At 45.1% G+C, this 21,785-nt stretch carries 23 protein-coding genes; 21 read left to right on the top strand and 2 right to left on the bottom strand.

Annotation, left to right across the window (positions count from 1 at the left end):
• Nucleotides 1–12 precede the first annotated feature (12 nt).
• Nucleotides 13–2,253, bottom strand: a complete 2,241-nt coding sequence (locus HY811_05135) for a GAF domain-containing protein (GenBank protein ID MBI4834184.1) — start codon at nt 2,251–2,253, stop codon at nt 13–15.
• A 104-nt stretch (nt 2,254–2,357) separates the two neighbouring features.
• Here HY811_05135 and HY811_05130 point away from each other — a divergent pair, with 104 nt between their 5' ends.
• From HY811_05130 to HY811_05065, 14 genes are all read left to right on the top strand, one after another.
• Nucleotides 2,358–2,738 (top strand): hypothetical protein, encoded by a 381-nt coding sequence (locus HY811_05130; GenBank protein ID MBI4834183.1) that lies wholly within the window; start codon nt 2,358–2,360, stop codon nt 2,736–2,738.
• 59 nt (nt 2,739–2,797) lie between these two features.
• Entirely contained in the window at nt 2,798–4,114 is a 1,317-nt protein-coding gene (locus HY811_05125; protein ID MBI4834182.1) for a zinc-regulated TonB-dependent outer membrane receptor, read from the top strand.
• A gap of 96 nt (nt 4,115–4,210) precedes the next feature.
• Nucleotides 4,211–5,296, top strand: coding sequence for a zinc ABC transporter substrate-binding protein (locus tag HY811_05120; GenBank protein ID MBI4834181.1), 1,086 nt, complete (start codon nt 4,211–4,213; stop codon nt 5,294–5,296).
• A 159-nt stretch (nt 5,297–5,455) separates the two neighbouring features.
• Complete coding sequence (locus HY811_05115; protein ID MBI4834180.1) at nt 5,456–6,343, top strand: metal ABC transporter permease; 888 nt, start codon at nt 5,456–5,458, stop codon at nt 6,341–6,343.
• A 37-nt stretch (nt 6,344–6,380) separates the two neighbouring features.
• On the top strand, nt 6,381–6,746 hold the full coding sequence (locus HY811_05110) for a NifB/NifX family molybdenum-iron cluster-binding protein (GenBank protein MBI4834179.1): 366 nt from the start codon (nt 6,381–6,383) through the stop codon (nt 6,744–6,746).
• Nucleotides 6,747–6,797: 51 nt separating this feature from the next.
• On the top strand, nt 6,798–7,343 hold the full coding sequence (locus HY811_05105; GenBank protein ID MBI4834178.1) for an arginine decarboxylase, pyruvoyl-dependent: 546 nt from the start codon (nt 6,798–6,800) through the stop codon (nt 7,341–7,343).
• Nucleotides 7,344–7,531: 188 nt separating this feature from the next.
• Nucleotides 7,532–8,044 (top strand): gamma carbonic anhydrase family protein, encoded by a 513-nt coding sequence (locus tag HY811_05100; protein MBI4834177.1) that lies wholly within the window; start codon nt 7,532–7,534, stop codon nt 8,042–8,044.
• A 34-nt stretch (nt 8,045–8,078) separates the two neighbouring features.
• On the top strand, nt 8,079–8,588 hold the full coding sequence (locus HY811_05095) for a hypothetical protein (protein MBI4834176.1): 510 nt from the start codon (nt 8,079–8,081) through the stop codon (nt 8,586–8,588).
• A gap of 137 nt (nt 8,589–8,725) precedes the next feature.
• Complete coding sequence (locus HY811_05090) at nt 8,726–9,241, top strand: Bro-N domain-containing protein (GenBank protein ID MBI4834175.1); 516 nt, start codon at nt 8,726–8,728, stop codon at nt 9,239–9,241.
• Between the two features lie 196 nt (nt 9,242–9,437).
• Nucleotides 9,438–11,390, top strand: a complete 1,953-nt coding sequence (locus HY811_05085; GenBank protein MBI4834174.1) for a sigma-54-dependent Fis family transcriptional regulator — start codon at nt 9,438–9,440, stop codon at nt 11,388–11,390.
• A 240-nt stretch (nt 11,391–11,630) separates the two neighbouring features.
• Nucleotides 11,631–11,861: a hypothetical protein gene (locus tag HY811_05080; GenBank protein MBI4834173.1), complete on the top strand. Its 231-nt coding sequence runs from the start codon at nt 11,631–11,633 to the stop codon at nt 11,859–11,861.
• A 23-nt stretch (nt 11,862–11,884) separates the two neighbouring features.
• On the top strand, nt 11,885–13,876 hold the full coding sequence (locus HY811_05075) for a hypothetical protein (GenBank protein ID MBI4834172.1): 1,992 nt from the start codon (nt 11,885–11,887) through the stop codon (nt 13,874–13,876).
• A gap of 84 nt (nt 13,877–13,960) precedes the next feature.
• Nucleotides 13,961–14,380 carry a hypothetical protein gene (locus HY811_05070; GenBank protein ID MBI4834171.1) on the top strand — a complete coding sequence of 140 codons (420 nt, stop codon included), beginning with the start codon at nt 13,961–13,963 and terminating at the stop codon, nt 14,378–14,380.
• 53 nt (nt 14,381–14,433) lie between these two features.
• Entirely contained in the window at nt 14,434–14,916 is a 483-nt protein-coding gene (locus HY811_05065) for a hypothetical protein (GenBank protein MBI4834170.1), read from the top strand.
• A gap of 309 nt (nt 14,917–15,225) precedes the next feature.
• Here the strand turns inward: HY811_05065 and bioA are convergent, their stop codons facing one another.
• Nucleotides 15,226–16,623, bottom strand: coding sequence for an adenosylmethionine--8-amino-7-oxononanoate transaminase (bioA, locus tag HY811_05060; protein ID MBI4834169.1), 1,398 nt, complete (start codon nt 16,621–16,623; stop codon nt 15,226–15,228).
• A gap of 150 nt (nt 16,624–16,773) precedes the next feature.
• Between bioA and HY811_05055 the strand changes: the two genes are divergently transcribed.
• From HY811_05055 to rplB, 7 genes are all read left to right on the top strand, one after another.
• Nucleotides 16,774–17,715: a D-alanine--D-alanine ligase gene (locus HY811_05055; protein ID MBI4834168.1), complete on the top strand. Its 942-nt coding sequence runs from the start codon at nt 16,774–16,776 to the stop codon at nt 17,713–17,715.
• Between the two features lie 213 nt (nt 17,716–17,928).
• On the top strand, nt 17,929–18,813 hold the full coding sequence (locus HY811_05050; GenBank protein MBI4834167.1) for a lysophospholipid acyltransferase family protein: 885 nt from the start codon (nt 17,929–17,931) through the stop codon (nt 18,811–18,813).
• A gap of 148 nt (nt 18,814–18,961) precedes the next feature.
• Complete coding sequence (gene rpsJ / locus HY811_05045) at nt 18,962–19,270, top strand: 30S ribosomal protein S10 (GenBank protein MBI4834166.1); 309 nt, start codon at nt 18,962–18,964, stop codon at nt 19,268–19,270.
• A gap of 14 nt (nt 19,271–19,284) precedes the next feature.
• Entirely contained in the window at nt 19,285–19,995 is a 711-nt protein-coding gene (gene rplC / locus HY811_05040) for a 50S ribosomal protein L3 (GenBank protein MBI4834165.1), read from the top strand.
• A 6-nt stretch (nt 19,996–20,001) separates the two neighbouring features.
• The gene (gene rplD, locus HY811_05035) at nt 20,002–20,634 is read left to right on the top strand and encodes a 50S ribosomal protein L4 (GenBank protein MBI4834164.1); all 633 of its coding nucleotides are present in this window, start codon (nt 20,002–20,004) and stop codon (nt 20,632–20,634) included.
• 4 nt (nt 20,635–20,638) lie between these two features.
• Nucleotides 20,639–20,923, top strand: a complete 285-nt coding sequence (gene rplW, locus HY811_05030) for a 50S ribosomal protein L23 (GenBank protein MBI4834163.1) — start codon at nt 20,639–20,641, stop codon at nt 20,921–20,923.
• 20 nt (nt 20,924–20,943) lie between these two features.
• Complete coding sequence (gene rplB, locus HY811_05025; GenBank protein MBI4834162.1) at nt 20,944–21,774, top strand: 50S ribosomal protein L2; 831 nt, start codon at nt 20,944–20,946, stop codon at nt 21,772–21,774.
• Nucleotides 21,775–21,785: the final 11 nt, after the last annotated feature.

Genomic DNA, 21,785 nt, shown 5'->3' with positions numbered 1-21,785 from the left:
GAACGAGGGATATTATACCAAATGTATCGGCAAAGTGAAGCAAAAACTGGCGTTTCCTTCAGGCGTGCTTTCTGTCCAGAATTTTCCCCTATGGAGTTCGATGATAAGTTTATTCATTACCAATTCCAGGCGTCTCACGCCTTTCTTGCCGGCAAAGAGTTCAAACCTTACGCCTTTTTGCTTGTCTAAAATCTGTTCTATCGGTTCTTTCATCAGTTTCACGGTTTCTTCATCAGGGAAGGCCTGTCCGGTATCGGTTATCCTGATTTCCAGCGATTTCTGTTCTATTTGTTTCACTTTAATCGATACCCATCCGCTTTCCCGGTTAAACCTGATGGCGTTATCGATGAGATTAACGACTATCTGGAATATCCGGTCAATATCTGCCATGGCGTTGGGAAGATTTTCCGGAATATCGGTATTAATTGCAACCTTCTTAACTGTGGCGTAAGGATTAAGCAATGCGATGGCGTTTTTGAATAGTGTATTAATATCCAGAGAGCGTTGTTTAAGTTCTATATTACCCGATTCAAGCAGGGAAAATGATAAAAGATTATTTGCGAGGTGCGTCAGCCTTTCCAATTCCATCCTTACGGATAACAGGTGCTGGGCAATATCTTGTCCCATTGTGCCCGACGGGTTTGCCAGTGTATGCGAGATTTCCTCCTTTAATATGTTTAATGGCGTACGCAATCCGTGGGAAATCATGGAAATGAAATCGGTTTTCAACTGCTGATTTTTACGAGTCTCTTTCTGGAGTTCTTTATCGTATTCCAATGCGTTGATATTATCAATGGCGTTGCCTATGATTGTGCCGATGACCTTGATTATCTCTTTTTCCGCCGGTGTTATCGGGCGTGTTATTTTAATCGAAACAATCATCGCGCCGTATATTTTAAGGCGTCCTTTGATAGGAATTGCCATGGCTGTTTTGAAACCTTCCTTTTTAAGCCCGGCTGCAAATGGGGTAGAAGAAATCGTTCCCAGGTCATCACAGACGACCAGTTTGCCCGTGGTAAAAGCTTCCCCTGTTATGCCTTTGGTCGGTTCTAATATCGTTCCACTTTGTATCAGCCCGGCCGAAGCCGCTTTTACACGGCCGCAGTAACTTTTCAAGGCCAGGCGCTTTATGTTTTCCTCATATAGATATATTGCGACTACATCCATTCCGAGAAGTTCCATGATTTCGTTACACGAATTGTTTAAAACTTCGCTTAATTTCAATGATTCCGTTGCCACACGCGATATTTTGTAAAGGATATTCAACTCATCGGCGTGTTTGGACGTTTGCTCATAAAGGTTCCTGTTTCTCTGCGAGATGTTAATCAGCGTGATTGCGGCAATGCTTGCCAGTATGAAGAATAAAAAAAGCAGTATTATCATTTGCACTATTTGCAGGCGGAAAGGGCGGTAAGCCGTGCGCGTTGTCTGGTAAGCGAATATACCGAGGTCTAATTCCTTGAGCGGTGAATACGCCGCGATAATCCTTTCGTTTTTATAGGGGGCGAAAACGAATTCTTCCGTGCCGCTGTTGCCGGCCAGCGCTTTCTTAACTGCCGGGTAATCGGCAATATTTTCCTGGGAAGGCTCCGAGTTAAAGATTACATCACCGGTGTCGTCAAAGATACAGAATGAAATCTGTGCGTCAGTGCCGTATTCCAGCAATAATTCAGAAAGGAAAGAGTGTTTGTATCCGGTAACTATAATATTGAGCAGCTGGTTATTTTCATAATAAGGGGTTATGAGCGCGAAGGAATTTTGCCGCCCGACAGTTGTTTTTGCTATATACGGGTTAGAGGTTTTTAAAGCCTTTGAAAACCATGCTTCACGGTCAATATTGTAATTAGCTGGTATAATATTACCGGGTTCGCTATGCCAGGTTTTCCCGTTTTTATCGCAATAAATAATATAAGTGAATTTGTTATGACGGGTAAGAATTTGTTTGGCTAAATCGGCCGCCCTTTTTTTATCCTGCCTTTTCGCGATTCCCGCATAATCAAATATTTTTAAATGTGAATTGACGCAGCTTAAGTCTTCCGTGAAATAGTTGCTGATGAGATGGCTGAATATTCCAGCTGACGATGTCACGGTTTGTTTTACTCCGTTTTTGGTTGTGTTCGCAGATGAAACGAAAGAAAGATAACCGAGAAATAGAATAAATGTAAAAATGCCCAGGATATGGAAAATAATGTTTTTGCTGAAATATTGTTTCAGCCAGCCAAGTTTCTTTACCTCCTCCGGATAATTTATCATGATAGTATTACTATAAAAATTACGTAATCTGTCAAGTTATACCGCATGAAATGAATTTTGCTTGACTTTGTTCAGGGGCATGGTTATAATAACAAATAAATAGTATGAAAAAAATAATACCTCTTGTCTTGTTACTATACTGTTTAGTTCTCCTGGAAGGTGTTTTTCATCTTTTAGAAACGTCCGCTCAATCTTATTGCACTGTTTGCGAAAATGCAACCCAAGACCCCGAAACATCTTTAACCCAGGCTTGCTCTCCTGATAAGCCATGCGGCAATCCGGAGCATCATCATACGCATTCTTCACATGACGCGCATAATTGCCAGATATGCAACTCGATATCAGGCTATCAGATAACTTATGAACCGGTTCAGATGAGCGGTTCTTGTTGTCAAAACGGCGAATCAATCACGGTTACCCCTGAAATAATCAATTCTCGTGAACTCCTGGTCATCAAACCGATTAGAGGTCCTCCGGTTATTTAATCCGCAAAGAATAATTCCTGGATTGTTTCTATCTATTTTACAAGTCAAGGAGTATATTTATGCGATTCATTGTCTTAGGATTAATTATAATTTTATTAAGCGGTTTGCCTGCCATGGGTGAGGATAACGATAAAGACCTGGAATCGGAAATCAGCAGGCTGTTATCCGACGATGAGCCGGCTATCCAAACAACCAGGCAAGGCGGAGGCTACTTCCAGAGTTTAAACCCGGATATCTCGCTGATAATCGACGGTTTTTACCATGGCGATACTTCTCGTGAAGGGATTGCCCATATCTTTGAAGAAGTATCAGGGTTTGGGCATGAATGTGCCGAAGGCCATGAGCACGGGCCTGACAAAGGTTTCAATATTAGTCACATGGAGCTGTATTTTTCCGCAAATGCCGACCCGTATTTTAAGGGATGGGGCATTGCCGCGATTGAAGAGGAAGGCGCGGAAATGGAGGAAGCGGTAATCCAGACTACGGCTTTGCCTCACGGCTTACAGGTAAAGGCGGGAAAATTCTTCAGCGATATCGGGCGGCTTAATCCGCAGCATGCCCACTCCTGGGATTTCAGCGACCAACCGTTAATGTATCGCTTAACCTTGGGGCAGCATGGCTTAAATGACAAAGGCGTTCAGGTGTCCTGGCTGGCGCCGACCGGTTTCTATCTGCTTGCCGGGGCAGAGGCTTTTCAGGGTAATAATGAGACTATGTTTAATTATCTTGGCACAAATGACGGCTTACCTAATAAGCCCGGTCCGCGTGTCTTTACCGGCTGGCTGAAATTCGCGCCGAATATAGATAATCCCAATCACGCCATGCAGTTTGGTATCTTTGCCGGCAAAGGCGCTCATCAGGAAGAACACGACGGAAATACGGACGGGACTATGGACCATTGGCTTAACGGCTATAGCAAGTTTTACGGAGCCGATTTCGTCTATAAATATGATGACCTGCGCGCTTACGGCAAAGGGGATATCACTTTCCAGGGTGAATACTTACAGCGCCAAAAAGACCTGACCGTGAAAAGCCATGACCTGAATGCCGCGCTTATCGGAAAGCATAAAATGGAAAAACAGGACGGTTATTACCTGCAGGCAACTTACGGCCTTTTCGAAAGGTGGCGCATAGGCCTGCGCTGGGAGCAAATCGGATTAAGCAATGAAATAAACTCGCCTGACGGGACATCCGAATCCCCGGATGCAAGCAGCCGTATGTCCCTGATGACGGATTGGTCTTTGACAGAATTCTCAAGAATAAGAATGCAGTATAACCGCGGGAATTATGAGCTCTCCGGGGCGGATGAATGGGTTAATGAATTTTATATCCAATTGCAGATTTCTCTGGGTGCGCACGGGGCGCATAAGTTTTAAACACGAAAATATGAAAGAGACGCAAAAGCACGAAATTAGTTCTGTGTTTTCAGGTGTTCATTTTCGTGTTTTAGTGTTATAGGGGAGGATTGGATTATGAAAAACAAATATCTATGCTTATTGGTCATTGGGCTATTGGTCATTGGCTTATTGAATATTTGGGCTGAGGAGAAAAAGCTGAATGTGGTAACAACCACCACGGACCTAAAATCCATTACCGAGTCAATCGGCGGGGATTTCGTCAATGTAAAGAGCGTTTGCCAGGGAGGGCAAGACCCGCATTTTATCCAGGCGAAACCGGTTTTTATGACTTGGGCGCGCGATGCCGACCTTTGGATTAGAATCGGGCGCGAATTGGAAGTCGGCTATGAAGCCCCTATTCTTGAAGGCTCGCGCAATCCGAAAATCAAGGTAGGTGAAACCGGCCATCTGGATGCCTCGGAACACATTCTGCTTTTGGAAGTTCCGACTAAACAGGTTGACCGTTCCATGGGAGACGTTCATCCTTTGGGGAATCCCCATTACTGGCTTGACCCTTATAACGGGCGTATCATTGCCAAAAGCATTGCCGAACGCCTAAAGAAACTACTTGCGGAGAATGCCGAGCAGTGTCGAGGCATTGATAAGAATTGCAATGCCTTTATTAAAAAGATAGACGAAGCAATGTTCGGTGCCGAACTGGTTAAGGAAATATCAGGAGATAAGCCTGCCTCGTCGGCAGACAGGCTCTGGGAATTGGAACTGGCCGGCAAGCTGGATGAGTTTATAACCGAAACGAACACGGAACGCAAAAAGCAAGACAAGCCGTCGGTTACACTTGGCGGATGGGCCGGCAAAATGAGGGCGTATCGCGGCTCAAAGATAATCACCTATCATCGCAGTTTATCTTATTTCGCCAATCGGTTCGGATTGGTTGTTGCGGAAGAGCTTGAACCCAAGCCGGGAATTCCGCCCAGCCCCAACCACCTTGTGGCGGTTATCAAGAAAGTGAACGAGGAAAAGATAAAAGCCCTCATCATGGAAAACTATTACAGTTGTAAAGCCCCTGATTTGATTGCCGAAAAAACCGGTATTAAGATAGTTGTTATTACCAATTCGGTCGGCGGAGACGAATCAGCCAAGGATTATGTCTCAATGATTGATAATATAATCACTAAATTCGTTAAAAGTATGGAGAAATAATTTTACCTTGTCATTCCCGCAAAAGCGGGAATCTATTCTTCTGGATTCCGTGTCCCGCCAGAGGCGAGGCAACACCGTGCCCCTGTGGGGCTTGCCAAAGGAGGCAAGCACGGAATGACAGGGGATGTGAGCAGTTAATAAAAGCATGGAGAAATAAATATGTTAGACGTTTTGATGTATCCGTTTTTAGCCTGCCTGGTCATCACCGCTCTGCACTGTTATATGGGATTGCATGTCGTCAAGCGCGGCGTGATATTCGTGGATTTGGCGCTGGCGCAAACCGCCGCATTGGGCGGAGTCCTGGCGTTGCTTCTCATGCCGATTTTAGGAATGGAAGCGCCTGACCACGACGCGGTTGCGGTCCGGTCGTTTGCCGGTTTTCTGCAGGCTCATTTCCCTTATATACTTACCTTGGCGTTTGCCTTCCTGGCCGCCGCGCTTTTTGCCTTAAGCCGTTTCCGCGACGAGCGCGTTCCGCACGAGGCGATTATCGGGATTGTCTATGTGGTTTCGGCTGCCCTTGCCGTGCTTATCCTGAGCAAGGCGCCGCACGGGCACGAAAAGATGGAGGAAATGCTCGTCGGGAATATCCTGTTCGCTAACGGAAGCGATGTTTTAAAGATATTCCTGCTTTATTTCGTGCTTGGCGTGGTTCACTTTTTCTTCCGCAAGAAGTTTTTTGCTATATCTGACGATGTTAAGCGGGCGGAGCAAGCCGGCATGTCAGTGCGCTGGTGGGATTTCCTGTTCTATGCCTCGTTCGGTTTGATGGTAACGCAATCGGTCGGGATAGCCGGGGTATTGGTGGTCTTTAGCTTCCTGATTATTCCCAATGTCTGCGCCTTGATGTTTTTCCGGAGGTTTATTTACCAGCTTCTCTTTGGTTGGGGCGTTTCGTTTATTGCCATCGTCGCCGGATTGTGGTTTTCCACCACCGGGCAGGAAGGCTATCCGGTCGGGCCGTCGCTTGTGGGTGTATTCGGATTAATCCTGGTCTTATGCGTATTTGCCAGGTTAGGTTTTGCGAAACTGGGATGGCTAAAATAACCATTATGAATTTAATAACATATAAGAAAGGAAATATATGAAAATATGTATACCGACAGAAACAAAAGAGGGCAAGCAAGCACAGGTTTATGGGCATTTCGGGAGCGCGCCTTATTTTACCATTTATGATACCGAAAAGGACGCAGTTGAAGTAATCAAGAACGCTAATGAGCATCATTCGCATGGCATGTGCCAGCCGATGAGCGCGCTAAACGGCAAGGAAATCGATGCGGTGGTTTGCGGCGGAATGGGCGCACGTGCAGTTATGAAACTGAACGAGGGAGGGATTAAAGCGTATCGGGCGGTTAAGGGCACCGTGGCTGATGTCGCCGGTCAGTTTTCCAAAGGCGGCCTTGAGGAAATTACCGTGGAAAATTCCTGTGTTCAGCATGACTGCCATTAATTATTTGCGGCATATTCAAAATAAAGTCGGACAAATAATAAAGATAATCAGATGTCTTTTGTTCCAAGAGCGATTTTCCTGACCAAAGGGATAGGCAGGCATAAAGAAGAGCTTGCTAGTTTTGAGGAGGCTTTGCGTGACGCTAAAATCGCTCCTCTTAATCTAGTAAATGTGTCCAGTATATTCCCTCCTTATTGCGTATTGGTGTCGCGCGAGAGAGGGTTGAGCAAATTTAAGGACGGTCAGGCCACTTTTTGTGTCCTTGCGCGCAATAAAAGCAATGAGCACCACCGGCTTATTTCAGCTTCTATCGGATTGGCTATCCCTACAGACAGAAATCAGCATGGCTACCTTTCAGAGCATCATGATTTCGGCAAAACAGAAGAAGAAACGGGTGATTATGCTGAGGATTTGGCCGCTTCCATGTTGGCCTCGACTTTGGGGCTTAAATTCGATACTGAAGCAAATTGGGATAAGAAAAAAGAGATATGGAAAATCAGCGGACAGATTGTTAAAACCACTAATTGCACACAGTCGGCTATCGGCAAGAAAGGGTTTTGGACCACGGTTATTTCTGCCGCAGTGTTGATTCCTTAGAAAATATTGTGATGCTAAAGGCGTCCGGATATTCCCGTTGTGCATTGTGCGGCGGTCATTTCCGGTTCGCTTTATTCCCGGATAATGAAAGTAATAGAAAAATATTGCCCTTTCTGCCGGGCTTATGATAAGATTCATAAAGCGTAAAAACATAGTATTTTAAAAGTGATTTATCATCAGTATTTGTTATGGCATTATACGAGTTTGAAGGCAAGTCTCCTAAAATAGGAAATGACACCTATATCGCCGAAAGCGCGGATGTCATAGGTGATGTCATTATCGGGGATAAATGCTACATCGGCCCGGGCGCACGGATAAAAGGCGATTACGGCTCCATCCGCATCGGAAACGAATCCGCAATACAAGAAAACTGCGTCCTGCACGCCCGTCCTGATGAAACCTGCTTGGTCGGCAATCAGGTAAATGTCGGGCATGGGGCAATACTACATAACTGCACGATAAAAGACAGCGCGGTAATCGGGATGGGCGCGATTGTCAGCGATTGGGCCGTTGTCGAAGAAAATGCCATCATTGCCGAAGGCTGTGTCGTCAAGCAGCGCCAGGTCATTCCGGCCAAGAAAGTGGCGGTCGGCGTCCCGGCTAAAATCGTCGGAGATAGGACCGAAGAATGGAACAAGCTCAAAGGCATCTACGTCAAATTAGCCAAAAGATACCAGCGAGGACTGAAAAAGATAAAATAATTTAAGTGTATAATTTTATAAAAGAAAGTACTCTATGAAGAAACTGAATGATTGTTCCAAAGAAGAGTTGATTGAGATGTTGCAGGATGCAGCCAAGAACTGGCTGGCGCATGACGGTTTATGGTTTTTGGAAGTGGAAAAAGAGTGTAGTATGGATATTGCGCTCAAGCTCGACGCCAATGCCTGGGAAAAGTTTACCGTCATCGAGGCGAAACGGATAATGGAACGGCATAATATAAAACCCAACGGCGGAATTCCCGCGCTTATCCAGGCTCTGCAATTCAGGCTATACGCCTACATTAATAAACAGGAAGTGGTGGAGGTGACGGAAACGAGATGTGTCTTCAGGATGAACGAATGCCGGGTGCAGGAGGCAAGGAAGCGGAAGAACCTGCCGGATTTTCCTTGTAAGCCGGTCGGATTGGTCGAATACACCAACTTTGCCAAGACCATTGACCCAAGAATCAAGACCAAGTGCATATGCTGCCCGCCTGACAAGCATCCTGATTCGCACTGGTGCGCCTGGGAATTCAGTATTGCCTGAGAAGCCTTTTGAATTATTAAACTTTTAAGTTATTAAACATTAAGCTCTGATAAATCATTGACTCTTTTGGCGGGAAAGGTAGAATAGTCGACATCTTAATTTGGTAAATAAGGAGCGGATATATGGGAAAAGAATTGATGCCGGCAAATCCGCAGGCAGTCTCGCCAAGCAGGGTAACGAAAATAGCTGTTTTCCGCGGTATAAAAATACGCAAGATTATTTGCAATAATGAATGGTTTTTCTCGGTTATTGATGTTGTTGCGGCGCTTACGGGAAGCGAAAACCCGCGTGATTATTGGTATAAAATGAAAATCCGTGTAAAAACAGAGGAAGGTGCTGAGTTGTCGACATTTTGTCGACAACTGAAATTGGAATCATCAGACGGGAAAAGATATGAAACGGACTGCGCTAATACAGAAGCAATGTTTCGCATTATACAATCAATCCCATCGCCTAAGGCAGAACCATTTAAACTCTGGCTGGCTAAGGTGAAGCATCCGAAAGGCTTTGTGGAAAATAAAGGCGTTGCCAAACGCGGCGGTAATGTTGCCGGCGTCGCCCGCGAGAAACTGGAGCAGGAAACCGGCGGCAAGGTGGTCAGCCACCAGAACTATTTGGCAAAGCCGCAGGACAAAAGACTAAAAGCCAAATAATCAGGCGAAAGAAAGCACTGACTTATTAATTCTGGCAAGGCGTCCCTATAAGTAGCTGTGACGAATACTGGTGCGCCTGGGAATTCAGTGCATAGGTTGTTTTAATATCTATATTAGAAGTACATACATAAAAATTTTGTAGATTTCTATTCCTTCCTACTTGACAATTCCCCATTTTTCCTGTATAAATATATCCATGCCGAAACGAAAACCATTGTCTGATTACCTGGAGCAAATCAAATCAGCTTCGGATAAGCAGGAAAAGATGAAAGCAAAACGGCTTGGCGAAATCGCCTTAAAGAAGCTTCCTGTGCTTTCTTATACCCCGCATGAAGAATATCAATTATATAGGTTATTAGCTCTCGTTTATTATTCGTTGGAAAAGTATTCGCACTCTTTAGAATTATGCCATAAAGCATATTTAATTGCCTTAAAGAAGGCGTTTTCAGTGTTAGATGTTGCCTGTGTTTTTTCCTTGATGGGAAGTAATCTCGTGTTTATTGGAAATATTCCTCAAGCCTTAAAGCGGCTTCAAACGGCAAGGCAATATTATGATTCAACAATTAATGCCTTACGTGCTAATGATAAAACAACGTATTGTTATATGCTGATAGACTTGGCATATTGTTATTTGCATCAAAATGAAATCAAAAAAGGTGAGGAAATTATTGAAAATAAATTACCTGCTTATTTGCCGTGTTTACCTAATAATTTAGGCGTTATAGACTATACGCATTTCAAAGGAGAATACTTTATAATAATAAAAAAATATGAACAAGCAAAGCAGTGCTTTACCGAGTGTGTCAAGATGAGCAACCAGATTGATTTTCCCCGCGGAAGATTATGCGCAGAAATCCATCTCGCCACAATTAGCCTTTTAGAAAGCCAAATTGAGCCAGCCATTAGACGATTAAAAAATATTATTAAAGATGCCGGTTGTTTGAGGCTTAATGCGATTGTTTGTGAAGCATCGCTTCTTTTGAGCAAATGTTATAACATTTGCGGATTTCCTGATAAGGGGCGGATAATAGAAAACCGCATTAAACCGATACTGTCCAAACTTGATACGGTTTGGCTCTATGAAAAAACCCGGGAATTTGATAGGCTCTACCAACAATTACAGGATAAAACCAAACATAAATCCAAACTTATTCCCCAGGTCTTGGTTCAAACTCTTAGTGACCGCTACGAAAAGTCGGCTGATAAATATACTCTTATTGGTAACTCTCCGATAATGCAAGAGGTTTATCAAATTATAGAAAAGATTGCCCCAACCGATTTACCGGTTTTAATTCAGGGTGAAACCGGGACTGGTAAGGAACTGATTGCTAATGCCATCCATACAAATAGCCAACGCGTGAATAAAGCCTACTTGCCTTTTAATTGCGTGGTGCTTCCGGAAACTCTTATTGAAAGCCATCTTTTTGGCCATACTAAAGGTGCTTTTACCGGTGCGCATGAGGATAAAAAAGGCTATATTGAACTCGCCTCCGGCGGAACGCTTTTTATAGATGAAATTGCTAATATGTCTTTGTCTATGCAGCAAAAACTCTTAAGGGTCTTGGAAGAAAAGCTCATCTATCGAGTCGGCGCTTCAAAATCTACTCCGGTTGATACCCGCTTTGTGTTTGCATCTAACCAGGATGTTGAGCAAATGGTTAAGAATAAATTCTTCCGTGAAGACCTTTTCTATCGTATAAATACTATCGTAGTAAATCTTCCGCCCCTCCGTGACCGCAAAGATGATATTCCATTATTAGTCCAGCACTTTCTGCAAAAATATGGTCGTCCTTCGCCTCTCATCTCTCATCTTTCTCCTTCTGTTCTTGCTCTTCTCTCCGCCTATCCCTGGCCCGGCAATGTCCGCGAACTGGAAAGCGAGATAAGAAGAATCTGTGTTTTATATCCGGATACTAAAACCATTACTGAAAAAATGCTTTCAGAAAATATCCGTTGTTATATACCGGTCTCGGTCTTTAGCGCCTCAAAAAACTCTTACCTTAAGAATGCCGTGGAGAGTTTGGAAAGGAATATAATCAATGCATCTATTCAGCAATATAACGGCAATATAACTTACATTGCACAGCATCTTGGTTGCACCAGAGCAGTGCTACATAAGAAGATAAAACGATTGAAGATAGATTTATAAGCTGTATCTGATTAATACAACTGTTCCCAAAGGATACACCAATTTATCCAAACCCATTTCCTTTTTTTTAGAGTAGATTCTTTCCAACCTTTTTATTTACATAGGGTTATACAATAGTAACTATTCCATCAAATTCCCGAAAACTTGGCACGATATTTGCTATATAATGTAGGCGTTATGAGTTGTGCGTGATGCGTTAGGCGTTATTTAAGAACAAGACGCTTATAACAGGAGGTCTTTATGAGTAAAACTACTTTAGCTTGTCCCCCTTTAACCACGGATGACATTCTTGCCCTTCGTGGCAAGCCTTTGTCTAAATGGGTTGAACCGACTAAAGACTCAAAATTACCTATTGAGCGGCGGGAACAGAAATGGGTTTATGTGTCTCTTCATACAAATAATGAAGATCATTATTTCTTTAAAAATGGTTATCTCATAGGCTGGGAACGGACTTCGCTTATTGGTATATAAGTATTTAAGAAAGGAAAAAATTTATGAAAAATTGCGAAGTGAAACATAACCTCAGTTTGCATTGGGGAAATTTAGTTATCGGATTTCTCTGCGTTCTTTGTCCCGCCGTGGCGGGAGTGAATCTTTACGCCGATAACTGGTCCGAAACCGCCTTCACCTCCGGCACTTTTTCCAATACCACAACTACCATCGGTTCGGCGGATATTAAATTAGAGCATTCTCCTATTGACTGTGGAAACGGTGCGGATGGAGCAATCACAGTTGTCGCCGCGAAGAATATCAATACTGATATTTTCAATCGTGCCTCGGCTGATGCGGTTAATACAACTTCTACGGTGAATACCTTAGGCGGTGATACAGCCATTGTTGTTACCTCAGTTCCCGCTGGAATGGCGGTCGGCGATGAAATCATTATTATCAGCCTTAAGGGGACAAGCGGTAATGTCGGGCGTTATGAATTTGCCCGTATAACTTCCGTCAACGTGAATACCCTAAATCTCAATAGAGCATTAACCAATGGATATAACGGCACTCTTGATAAAATAATGGTTCAGCGTGTTCCAAATTATACGAATGTAACGGTTAATGCCGGTGGCTCACTTACTTGTTCTGTTTGGGATGGGACTAAAGGCGGTGTTTTGGTTTTTCGCGCTACCAGTACGGTAACAGTTAATGTGGCGAATGGTATTCATACGAATGGTTGCGGTTTTACCGGCGGCGGTGGTGGCGGTTCTTGGAATAATGGTAGCGTAGGAGAATCCCCTGCCGGAATTGGAGGGGGAGCAGGAGGCGGCGGTGCTCATCTGTATGGTGATCCTGGGACTGCCACCGCAGGAGGGGGTGGCAACGGAACAAATCCGGCAAGCGAGATTATACTTAACCAGTTATCCTATCTGGGTGCCGGCGGTGGTGGCGGAGGCGGTGCCGTAGCTGAGGATGGGGATTATTATTGTGCAGCCGCAGGCGGTGGGTCAGGTGGCAGAGGAGGGGGTATGGTTATAATTGCCGCAGATACATTAGATATTGTAGCAGGTGCATCTGTCTGCGCAAACGGTGGCGGGGGTGCTGGCGGAGGATCGAGTTGGAATGGTGATTATCATGCTGTTGGTGGTAGTGGAGGAAGCGGAGCAGGCGGTTCAATTGTATTTCTTTCAAACCAAATCACTAATTCAGGTGGCGTTTCGGCCAACGGCGGCGGGCGGACACATGCGCAATATATTTCGTTTTCAGGGAATAACCCCGTTCCGAATTATTACGGAACAGTAGTTCCTTATAAGAATCCGGGTTTGTATACCTCAATCGCCATCACACCTGCCGGTGTTGCTTACTGGGGTATTCTGGGTTATACCCGAACTATCCCGGCTAATACGATTTTGACGGTTGATGTTCTGAGTTCTTCTAATAACTCCCTGTTACAAGCGAATGTCCCGTACGGGACCTGTTTGTCCGCCGCTTATCCGGCGACCTTTACTAATATCATCGGGATAAAGCTCAGGGCTAATTTTTCTACATCCGATACCACTCAAACCCCAAGTTTATCAGACTGGAGTGTGGATTATTATAATAATACAGAGATATTGGTTACTACCACGAACTGGACTTCTTTAACTAATGGGAATGCACCGGTTCAAATGGGGCAGTCAATCGCCTTTGTTAAGTTTAACGCAGCAACTATTTCCGGCACCGCTAAGTGGAAACGGTTCAGGATTGATAAGGGCGTTACCGGTGTTAACACACCCTGTCCTGATAACAAAATCGAAATCCAGGTCTGGTGTGATAATGATAACAACGGATTTTGGAGTGTCAACGATACCTTTATCGCCAAAGGCAACTTCACCAACGGCACGTGTTATCTCAATATGAGGCAATGGCAGGTGACGACCACTTCTAAGACGTATTACATCGTGTATAAACTGGCAAATGATATTGGAGGTGGTCAACGTGCCGGGGTAGAAATAGCGGATAGCTCTTATTTAGAATTTGAGAATGCTGCATGTGTAGGGATTCCGCCTTAACCTTAAGATGAAAAACCGGAATCCCGCTGAATAGCGGGAATATCGGGAGCCCATGACGTCGAATATTAAAAGAAAGGGATGGATATGAAGACAAAAGCCAAATTGGTATTAAGTATCCTTGGGGTTTTGGGGTTAACGTCAGTGGCGCTTGTTGGTTTTACCAATTACACTGTTAAAGATGTAATAAAAATACCGGTCGAAAATAAATTAAACTACTTAGCCGTTTATCAAAGCAGCCTCCCTCTTAGCCAGGCTGGTGATATAAGTAATGGGATTATCACCATGTCGGTTGGCGATGAACGGGTTCTTTCCGTTAACGGGTATGATACTGTTGGGAATCCGGTTGAGGTTAGCCCCGTTTGGGATATTAACCGGACTGATAGCATAGAATATTTGATGCAAGGCAGTACACAATTTAGCATAAAGGGATTAAAACCCGGCACGACGGATATCATGGTAAAATATGGTGGATTAACCATTCCGTTTAAAGTGATAGTGCATTAATAATAGTTGCTTTGAAGTAACCGCCGATAAGGCGAGAAGAAAGGAGTTGCGTTATGGCATTGGATAATCTTATCTCGGTCTCGTTCACTCCGGAACAACTGGCCGCGCTCGATGCGGCGCTCTCTTCCATAGAAGGAACCTTAATGGGCAAGGTCATCAACTTGACTCCCAATGAAAGGATTCGCTATGCCTCCGTCTCCAGCGAGATGGCGCAATGGGTGCAGAAATGCCGCAACTATATGAGCCAGCTTCCTTCCATCGTCCCCGGATATATTAATCTCCCCGAACTCGACGCCGATATGCATACGCGACGTGATATCGGCCCCAGGCTCAGGCGCGCCAAGGCAATACTTGAAAGCTTGGACGATACCAACCTCCTTTTAGGCTCGGATGTCTTGACAAACTGCCTGGCTTTTTACCAGAGTGTCAAAGCCGCGGCGCGGGCGAATGTGCCGGGCTCGACTGGCGTTTATCAGGATTTGGCACAGCAGTTTCCGGGCAGGCCGAAATCGGTTCCGCTTCCGCCTAACCCATAACGGAAAGTATCGGAAAACCAGCCCAAAGGTAGTAAAAACCAGCTTTGAGGTGCTTAAAACCAGCTTTTAGGTAGTTAAAACCACCTCAGAGGTACTTAAAAGCACCTTTTAGCTGGTAAAAACCACCTTTTAGGTACTTAAAACCAGCTCAGAGGTTGTTAAAACCAGCTTTTAGGTGGTTAAAACCACCTCAGAGGTACTTAAAAGCACCTTTTAGCTGGTAAAAACCACCTTTTAGGTACTTAAAACCAGCTCAGAGGTTGTTAAAACCAGCTTTTAGGTGGTTATTAGGGGTGTAGGATGCAATCTTTATCCGGTAATTGTCTCCATTGATTTATAGGTAACTGATAATAGTTTTCCCAGTTCCGGTATGGTGATGCTTAAAGGAGGCATAAGGACGATGACATCGCCCAGAGGCCTTAAAATCACGCCGTGCTTTCTGGCTTCCAAGACGACATGCCTGCCTACCCGTTCTTTTACCGGATATGGTTCTTTTGTGGCGCGGTTCCTGACCAGCTCTATCCCGACCATCATCCCGCATTGTCTGATATCGCCTACATTATTAATCTCATAGAACCGTTTAAGGTGTTCTTTTAGGTATACGATTTTGGGTTGCAGTCGTTCTATGATATTTTCTTCCTTAAATAGCTTCAGGTTTGCCAGTGCCGCGGCGCAGCCTAATGGATTCCCGGTATATGTATGCCCGTGGAAGAAGGTCTTGTTTTCTTCATACGGGGCGGTAAAGGCTTTAAATATCTTTTCCGTGGTGAGCGTGGCGGCAAGCGGCAGATACCCGCCGGTAATTCCTTTTGCTATACATATGATGTCAGGTGATACTCCCTTGTGTTCGCATGCAAACATCCTTCCGGTCCTTCCAAATCCGGTTGCCACTTCATCCGCAATCAGGATGATATTATATTTGGTGCAGAGCGTTCTCAGGCGCTTCAAGAATCCTTTGGGCTGGGTTATCATTCCCGCCGCGCCCTGAATCAATGGTTCGATGACCACTCCTGCCAAAGAGCGGTGATGTTTCTTTATAAGGGCCTCTGCTTTTTTGAGGCAAGGCGGATTAACATTGTTAGTAGTTGATTTGAATGGACTATGAACCGCGTTGGGTTCATAGCACTGAACCCTGCGTGGTTCAGTGCATCGATAGCAATAAGGCGACGGGGCTTGGATGGTTTTAAAGAGGAGCGGACGATAGGTGCTGTGGAATAAATCCATCCCGCCCAGGCTGACCGAGCCGATAGTATCGCCGTGATAGGCGTTGGAGAAGGTGAGGAATTTAGTTTTTAGTTGCTGGTTGTTAGTTTTTAGACATTGCTGCCAATACTGGAAGGCGATTTTCAGGGCGATTTCTACCGCGGTCGCGCCGCTATCGGAATAAAATACTCGTGCTAAACCTTTAGGCGCGATGTTAATGAGCTTTTCGGCTAACTCTATGGCGCCGGGATGGGCAAGCCCAAGCATGGTGGTATGCGCTATTTGCTTTAGTTGTTTCGCTATGGCTTTATCTATTTCAGCTTTTTGGTGACCGTGGACGTTGCACCACAAAGATGAGATGCCGTCCAGATAACGCCTGCCATTGGTGTCGTAGAGGTAATTGCCTTTGCCTTTATTGATGACGAGGATATTCTCCTTTTCCCATTCGGAGGTTTGGGTAAAAGGATGCCAGAGGTGTTTTTTGTCTTTTAGTGTCAGGTTCATTTTTCTGCCCCGTCCCGACCCCACAAGGCGGGGTCTGGGAGGGATGTCCATTAACTTTTCCATATTATAAAAATAATAATCAGACGATACAAATAAAAGAATACACTTAAAACGTTTGCTTTTCGTTGTGAAGTAAATTATTATATCAATATGGATAAAAAAGCGCTGAAGGATTTATTTGTTAAGAAAAAGGCAGTAATCACTGTTCTGATGGGTGGGTTTTCTTCAGAGCGGGAGATATCGCTTAAATCCGGCTCCGCGGTGAGCTTGGCATTGAAGTCGTTGGGTTATAAAGTTCTTGATATAGATGTAACCGCGCCGGATATCCCGCAACTCAAGAATCCTGATTTCGATATCGCTTTCATTGCCCTGCACGGGAAGTTCGGAGAGGATGGCGGAATCCAGTTGCTCCTTGAAGAGAAGGGCATTGTTTACACCGGCTCAGGCGTTCAGGCGAGCCGCGATGCGATGGATAAATTCGCCACCAAGGAATTGTTTGAAAGGCACGATGTCCCGACCGCGCCGTATCGCAGGATTAATAAAGAGAATTGGAGAACTGAATTCAGGAAGTGGCCGCTTGGCTTTCCGGTGGTTATTAAGCCCCGCGCGGAGGGGTCCAGCGTGGGAGTTTCAATTATCAAGGAGCCGGTTGAGATTAAACCGGCCTTGGATGAGGCGTTTAAATACGGCAAAGATGTCGTGGCCGAGCAATATATTTCAGGCAGGGAAGTCACGGTCGGCGTTTTGGGGGATAAGGTGTTGCCGGTTATCGAACTAAAGCCCAAGCAGGCGTTTTATGATTACAAGGCGAAGTATCAGGATGCTTCAACCGAATATATCGTAAACCCTAATTTTCCCGAGAAAGCCATTGAGGAAATACAATCTGCCGGATTAGCCGCATACAAGGCGCTCGATTGCAGAGGTGCGGCGCGGGTTGATATAATTTATTCGGATAAAGAGGGTGCTATTGTTCTGGAGGTCAATACCATACCGGGATTGACCGAGCGGAGTTTGTTGCCAAAGGCGGCAAAAGCTATCGGTATAGATTTTCCGCAATTATGCGAGCGGATTATACTTGCCTCGCTAGAATAAAGCGGGGTGTGATGGCTATCCGTTCAGATTGTCATTCCGTGCCTGCCTGTCGGCAGACAGGCTTGACACGGAATCTAGATTGGTTACTGGATTCCCGCTGGAGTTTACTACCTGGAATTCTCGTTTTTACCCCATGTCCCGCTTTGCGGGACAGGGACTCCCTTTTGGTCCCCGTAGCGAAGCGGAGCGGGGCGGGAATGAGGGGATAATAATATGTTTCATCTATTAGCAGAGCTTGTGCTTCGGATTCTTATTGCCGTCGTCCGGCGTGTGCCGGCTACCGTGGCATTGCAGATAGGGGAGGCAATCGGAATATTTGGATACATGGTTGTTCCCAAGCGCAGGCGTATATCCTTGGAAAACCTTCGTTTTGCATTTCCCGAGAAGAAAGACAGCGAGCTCAGACGAATCGTTTTCGGAATGGCGAAAAACCTCGGCCGGAATATGATGGAGTTTTTACGCCTGCCCGCAATGAAACTGGCGGATATCAATCGGTATATTGAATTCGAGGGGTTGGAAAATCTTGATAAAGCATTAGCCGAAGGCAAAGGGGTGTTCATACTGACGGCGCATTTTGGCAACTGGGACCTTTTAGCGGCATCAATGGCATTTAAGGGGTACCGAACCAACCTTGTAACCAAGTATCTTAAAAGTGAATTACTCAATAAGCTCTGGCTGGATTACCGAAAGCAGGTCAAGGTGAATATTATGTATCGGGAAGGCTCGCTCAAGGATATTATACGGCATCTCAAGGCGAATGAGATAATGGGCTTTGTCCTGGACCAGAATACCAAACGGGAGGAAGGGGTATTCGTTAATTTCTTCGGACGGCCGGCTTGCACCATTCCCAGTCTATCTACATTAAGTGAGCGGTTGGATGTGCCGGTGGTTCCGGGATTCATCATCAGGAAACACGGTGCTTACCACAAGGTTGTATATGAGCCCGCTCTTACATTCCAGAAAAGAGATAATCTGGAAGAAAGCATCGTTTACAACACGCAGATTTATTCGGATGTGATGGAACGTTATATCAGGCAATATCCCGACCACTGGATATGGCTTCACCGCCGATGGAAAACACAGCACAAGAGTCGATGACATTTCTGGAATAAAATAAAAATTCCCATATTTTTGTTGACATATCCTGATTTGTGAGTATACTACGTAATTTTCTAATTTTAAGGGAAATGAATTAACCCTCTCATCCCGATGTGACGTCGGGTGGAAGATGAAAGAATTGGATAATATGAAAAACCTGAAAATACGGATTAAGCTTGAGGCGTACGACCATAAGATTTTAGACCAGTGCGTTCTGGATATCGTCGAGACGGCGAAACGCACCGGCGCTAAGATTTGCGGGCCGATTCCTTTGCCCACCCATATTGAACGGTATACGGTGTTGCGTTCGCCTCATGTAGACAAAAAATCACGCGAGCAATTTGAAATCAGGACCCATAAGCGTTTGATAGATCTGGCCGAGCCGTCTGCCAAGACCGTTGACGCTTTGAAGAACTTGAATATTCCGTCTGGCGTGGAAGTAAGAATAAAAACATAAAAAGGGATTGAAAGATGTTACCGAGTTTATTAGGCAGGAAAGTCGGGATGACCCAAATATTTGCCGAGAACGGGAACGTTACTCCGGTGACCGTTTTGGAATGTGGTCCCTGCCCTGTTTTACAGATAAAGAAAAGCTCCTCCGAAGGCTATAACGCAGTTCAGTTGGGTTTTGTGGACGGCAAAAAGAAGAGGGCGACCAGGGCAATGCTGGGGCATTTTAAGAAAGCGAATATTGAAACGCCGAAGCGCTTTATCAGGGAAGTCCGTTTGCCCGACGGCGCCGAAGGCGAGAAAATCACGGCTCAATTTAAACTGGGTGACCAGGTAAAGGTGGATGTTTTTGAGAATACATGGAAGGTTGATGTCGTAGGCATCACCAAAGGACGCGGTTTTACCGGTCTGGTTAAGAGATGGAACAAGAAAAGAGGCCCGGCTGGACACGGTTCGATGAATGTGCGCGGTTCGGGCGCCATCGGCTCTGATACTAGATTGACTCATATCCGTCCCGGCAAAACCATGCCAGGTCATTACGGTGTGGAAAGGGTGATGGTGAAAAATCTGGAAGTAATGAAAATAGATAAAAACCGTAATCTTTTGTTCGTAAAAGGCGCGGTCGCGGGCGCGAACGGCGGATTTGTCATTGTCCGCAAGACCGATTTGGTAAAGCCTGTTCCTAAAGTCGTAGCATCCAAGAAGAAAATTGAATCCAAGAAGAAGAAATAATTTATGATAGAAGTCACTCTTTATAATAAGGAAGGTAGCAAGGTTGATAAAATCAACGTTGACGAAGCCAAGCTGGGCGGCAAAGTCCACCTTAAGGTTTTGCGTGATGCCGTGATTATGTACGAAGCCTGCCAGCGCCAGGGAACGGTTTCTACCAAGGGACGTTCCGAAGTCGAAGGCAGTTCGCGTAAGCCCTGGAGGCAGAAACATACCGGCCGGGCAAGAGTTGGCACGATTCGTTCCCCGATTTGGCGCCATGGCGGCATTATCTTCGGTCCGAAGCCGCGCGATTTTTCTTACCGCATGCCCAAGAAAATGCTCCAAAGGGCCGTGGATTCAGCCATACTTTCCAAATTAAATGATAATGAAGCGATGGTTATAGATTCGCTTAATATAGAAAAGCCCAAGACAAAAGAAATGGTAAAACTCTTAAAGACACTGGGAATAAAATCAAGTTGCTTAATCGGGATAAAAAATTCCAGCCGGGCATTGCATCTTTCCACCAGGAATATCCCTAAGGTAATGTTGTCGTCCGTTAAGGATTTCAACGCTTATATGGTTATGAGGCATAAGAATCTTGTCTTGACAAAAGATGCCCTGGAAGAAATTATGAACAGGCAGAGATATAGCGCGGAGTAATAGAATGAAAAAAACGCCTTATGATGTTATTATAAAGCCCTTGATGACGGAAAAAAGCACCAAGAGCAAAGAGAAGCAGAATGCTTATATATTCGCGGTGAATCTGGACAGCAATAAGCCCGAAATCAAGGAAGCGATAGAAAAGGCTTTTACGGTTAAAGTGGATAAAGTGCGGACAATGGTCATGAAAGGCAAGCCCAAGCGCTACAAATTTAAAAAGGCTTACCTGCAGACATGGAAAAAAGCCGTGGTTACCTTAAAAGAAGGCAGCCGGATAGATATATTATAAAATTCAGGAAAGATTGATATATGGCGTTAAGAGAATATAAACCAACAAGCGCCGGAAGGCGTAATGCGACGGTCTTAAAGTATAAGGAGCTTCTTACCAGAAATTATCCTGAAGCCTCTTTGCTGGTTACTAAAAAGAGGACCGGCGGGCGGAATAACCAGGGTCAGGTGACCTGTCGCCATATTGGCGGCGGTAACAAGATAAAATACCGTTTGATAGATTTTAAACGCGTAAAAGATAATATTCCGGCTAAGGTTGAGTCTATCGAATACGATCCTAACCGGACTTGTTTTATCGCATTAGTGTGTTATAAAGACGGGGAAAGGAATTATATCCTTGCTCCGAAAGACCTGCAGGTCGGTGAGATTTTATTATCCGGGGAAAAGGTCGAGCCGAAAACCGGTAATTGCATGCCTTTAAAGAATATTCCTTTGGGAATGCTTATTCATAATGTCGAGATTTTACGGGGCAGGGGCGGGCAGTTGGTGCGCAGCGCCGGCTCTTTTGCCCAGCTAATGTCTAAAGAAGGCGAATACGCGCAGTTACAGTTGCCCAGCGGTGAAATACGCAATGTCCATCTGGAATGCCGTGCTACTATAGGCCAGATTGGGAATATAGAATGGAATAATATCTGGTGGGGAAAAGCCGGACGTCGCCGTTGGATGGGGATAAAACCTACGGTTCGCGGAACCGCACAAAACCCCGTATCTCATCCGATGGGCGGCGGAGAAGGAAGAAGCGGTGGAGGCAGGCACCCTTGTTCGCCTTGGGGCAAGCTGGCGAAGGGCGGAAAAACCCGCAGACGCCGCAATCCCACAAATGTGTTTATCGTTCGCCATAGAACTAAGTAAAGGATAAAAAA

The organism is Planctomycetota bacterium, assembly GCA_016207825.1.
Classification (GTDB): domain Bacteria; phylum Planctomycetota; class MHYJ01; order JACQXL01; family JACQZI01; genus JACQZI01.
Note: the sequence above shows the minus strand (reverse complement) of the source record. Positions and strands in the feature narration are given on the sequence as shown.

Bases quoted from the DNA above. Each gene is read 5' to 3' on its own strand.
- HY811_05055 (MBI4834168.1), top strand. From the start codon at position 16,774: ATGGATAAAAAAGCGCTGAAGGATTTATTTGTTAAGAAAAAGGCAGTA.
- rplC (MBI4834165.1), top strand. From the start codon at position 19,285: ATGTTACCGAGTTTATTAGGCAGGAAAGTCGGGATGACCCAAATATTT.
- rplB (MBI4834162.1), top strand. From the start codon at position 20,944: ATGGCGTTAAGAGAATATAAACCAACAAGCGCCGGAAGGCGTAATGCG.
- HY811_05050 (MBI4834167.1), top strand. From the start codon at position 17,929: ATGTTTCATCTATTAGCAGAGCTTGTGCTTCGGATTCTTATTGCCGTC.
- rplW (MBI4834163.1), top strand. From the start codon at position 20,639: ATGAAAAAAACGCCTTATGATGTTATTATAAAGCCCTTGATGACGGAA.
- HY811_05120 (MBI4834181.1), top strand. From the start codon at position 4,211: ATGAAAAACAAATATCTATGCTTATTGGTCATTGGGCTATTGGTCATT.
- HY811_05125 (MBI4834182.1), top strand. From the start codon at position 2,798: ATGCGATTCATTGTCTTAGGATTAATTATAATTTTATTAAGCGGTTTG.
- HY811_05070 (MBI4834171.1), top strand. From the start codon at position 13,961: ATGAAGACAAAAGCCAAATTGGTATTAAGTATCCTTGGGGTTTTGGGG.
- HY811_05065 (MBI4834170.1), top strand. From the start codon at position 14,434: ATGGCATTGGATAATCTTATCTCGGTCTCGTTCACTCCGGAACAACTG.
- HY811_05115 (MBI4834180.1), top strand. From the start codon at position 5,456: ATGTTAGACGTTTTGATGTATCCGTTTTTAGCCTGCCTGGTCATCACC.
- HY811_05100 (MBI4834177.1), top strand. From the start codon at position 7,532: ATGGCATTATACGAGTTTGAAGGCAAGTCTCCTAAAATAGGAAATGAC.
- HY811_05075 (MBI4834172.1), top strand. From the start codon at position 11,885: ATGAAAAATTGCGAAGTGAAACATAACCTCAGTTTGCATTGGGGAAAT.
- HY811_05135 (MBI4834184.1), bottom strand. From the start codon at position 2,253: ATGATAAATTATCCGGAGGAGGTAAAGAAACTTGGCTGGCTGAAACAA.
- bioA (MBI4834169.1), bottom strand. From the start codon at position 16,623: ATGAACCTGACACTAAAAGACAAAAAACACCTCTGGCATCCTTTTACC.
- rpsJ (MBI4834166.1), top strand. From the start codon at position 18,962: ATGAAAAACCTGAAAATACGGATTAAGCTTGAGGCGTACGACCATAAG.
- HY811_05095 (MBI4834176.1), top strand. From the start codon at position 8,079: ATGAAGAAACTGAATGATTGTTCCAAAGAAGAGTTGATTGAGATGTTG.
- HY811_05085 (MBI4834174.1), top strand. From the start codon at position 9,438: ATGCCGAAACGAAAACCATTGTCTGATTACCTGGAGCAAATCAAATCA.
- HY811_05090 (MBI4834175.1), top strand. From the start codon at position 8,726: ATGCCGGCAAATCCGCAGGCAGTCTCGCCAAGCAGGGTAACGAAAATA.
- HY811_05080 (MBI4834173.1), top strand. From the start codon at position 11,631: ATGAGTAAAACTACTTTAGCTTGTCCCCCTTTAACCACGGATGACATT.
- HY811_05110 (MBI4834179.1), top strand. From the start codon at position 6,381: ATGAAAATATGTATACCGACAGAAACAAAAGAGGGCAAGCAAGCACAG.
- HY811_05105 (MBI4834178.1), top strand. From the start codon at position 6,798: ATGTCTTTTGTTCCAAGAGCGATTTTCCTGACCAAAGGGATAGGCAGG.
- HY811_05130 (MBI4834183.1), top strand. From the start codon at position 2,358: ATGAAAAAAATAATACCTCTTGTCTTGTTACTATACTGTTTAGTTCTC.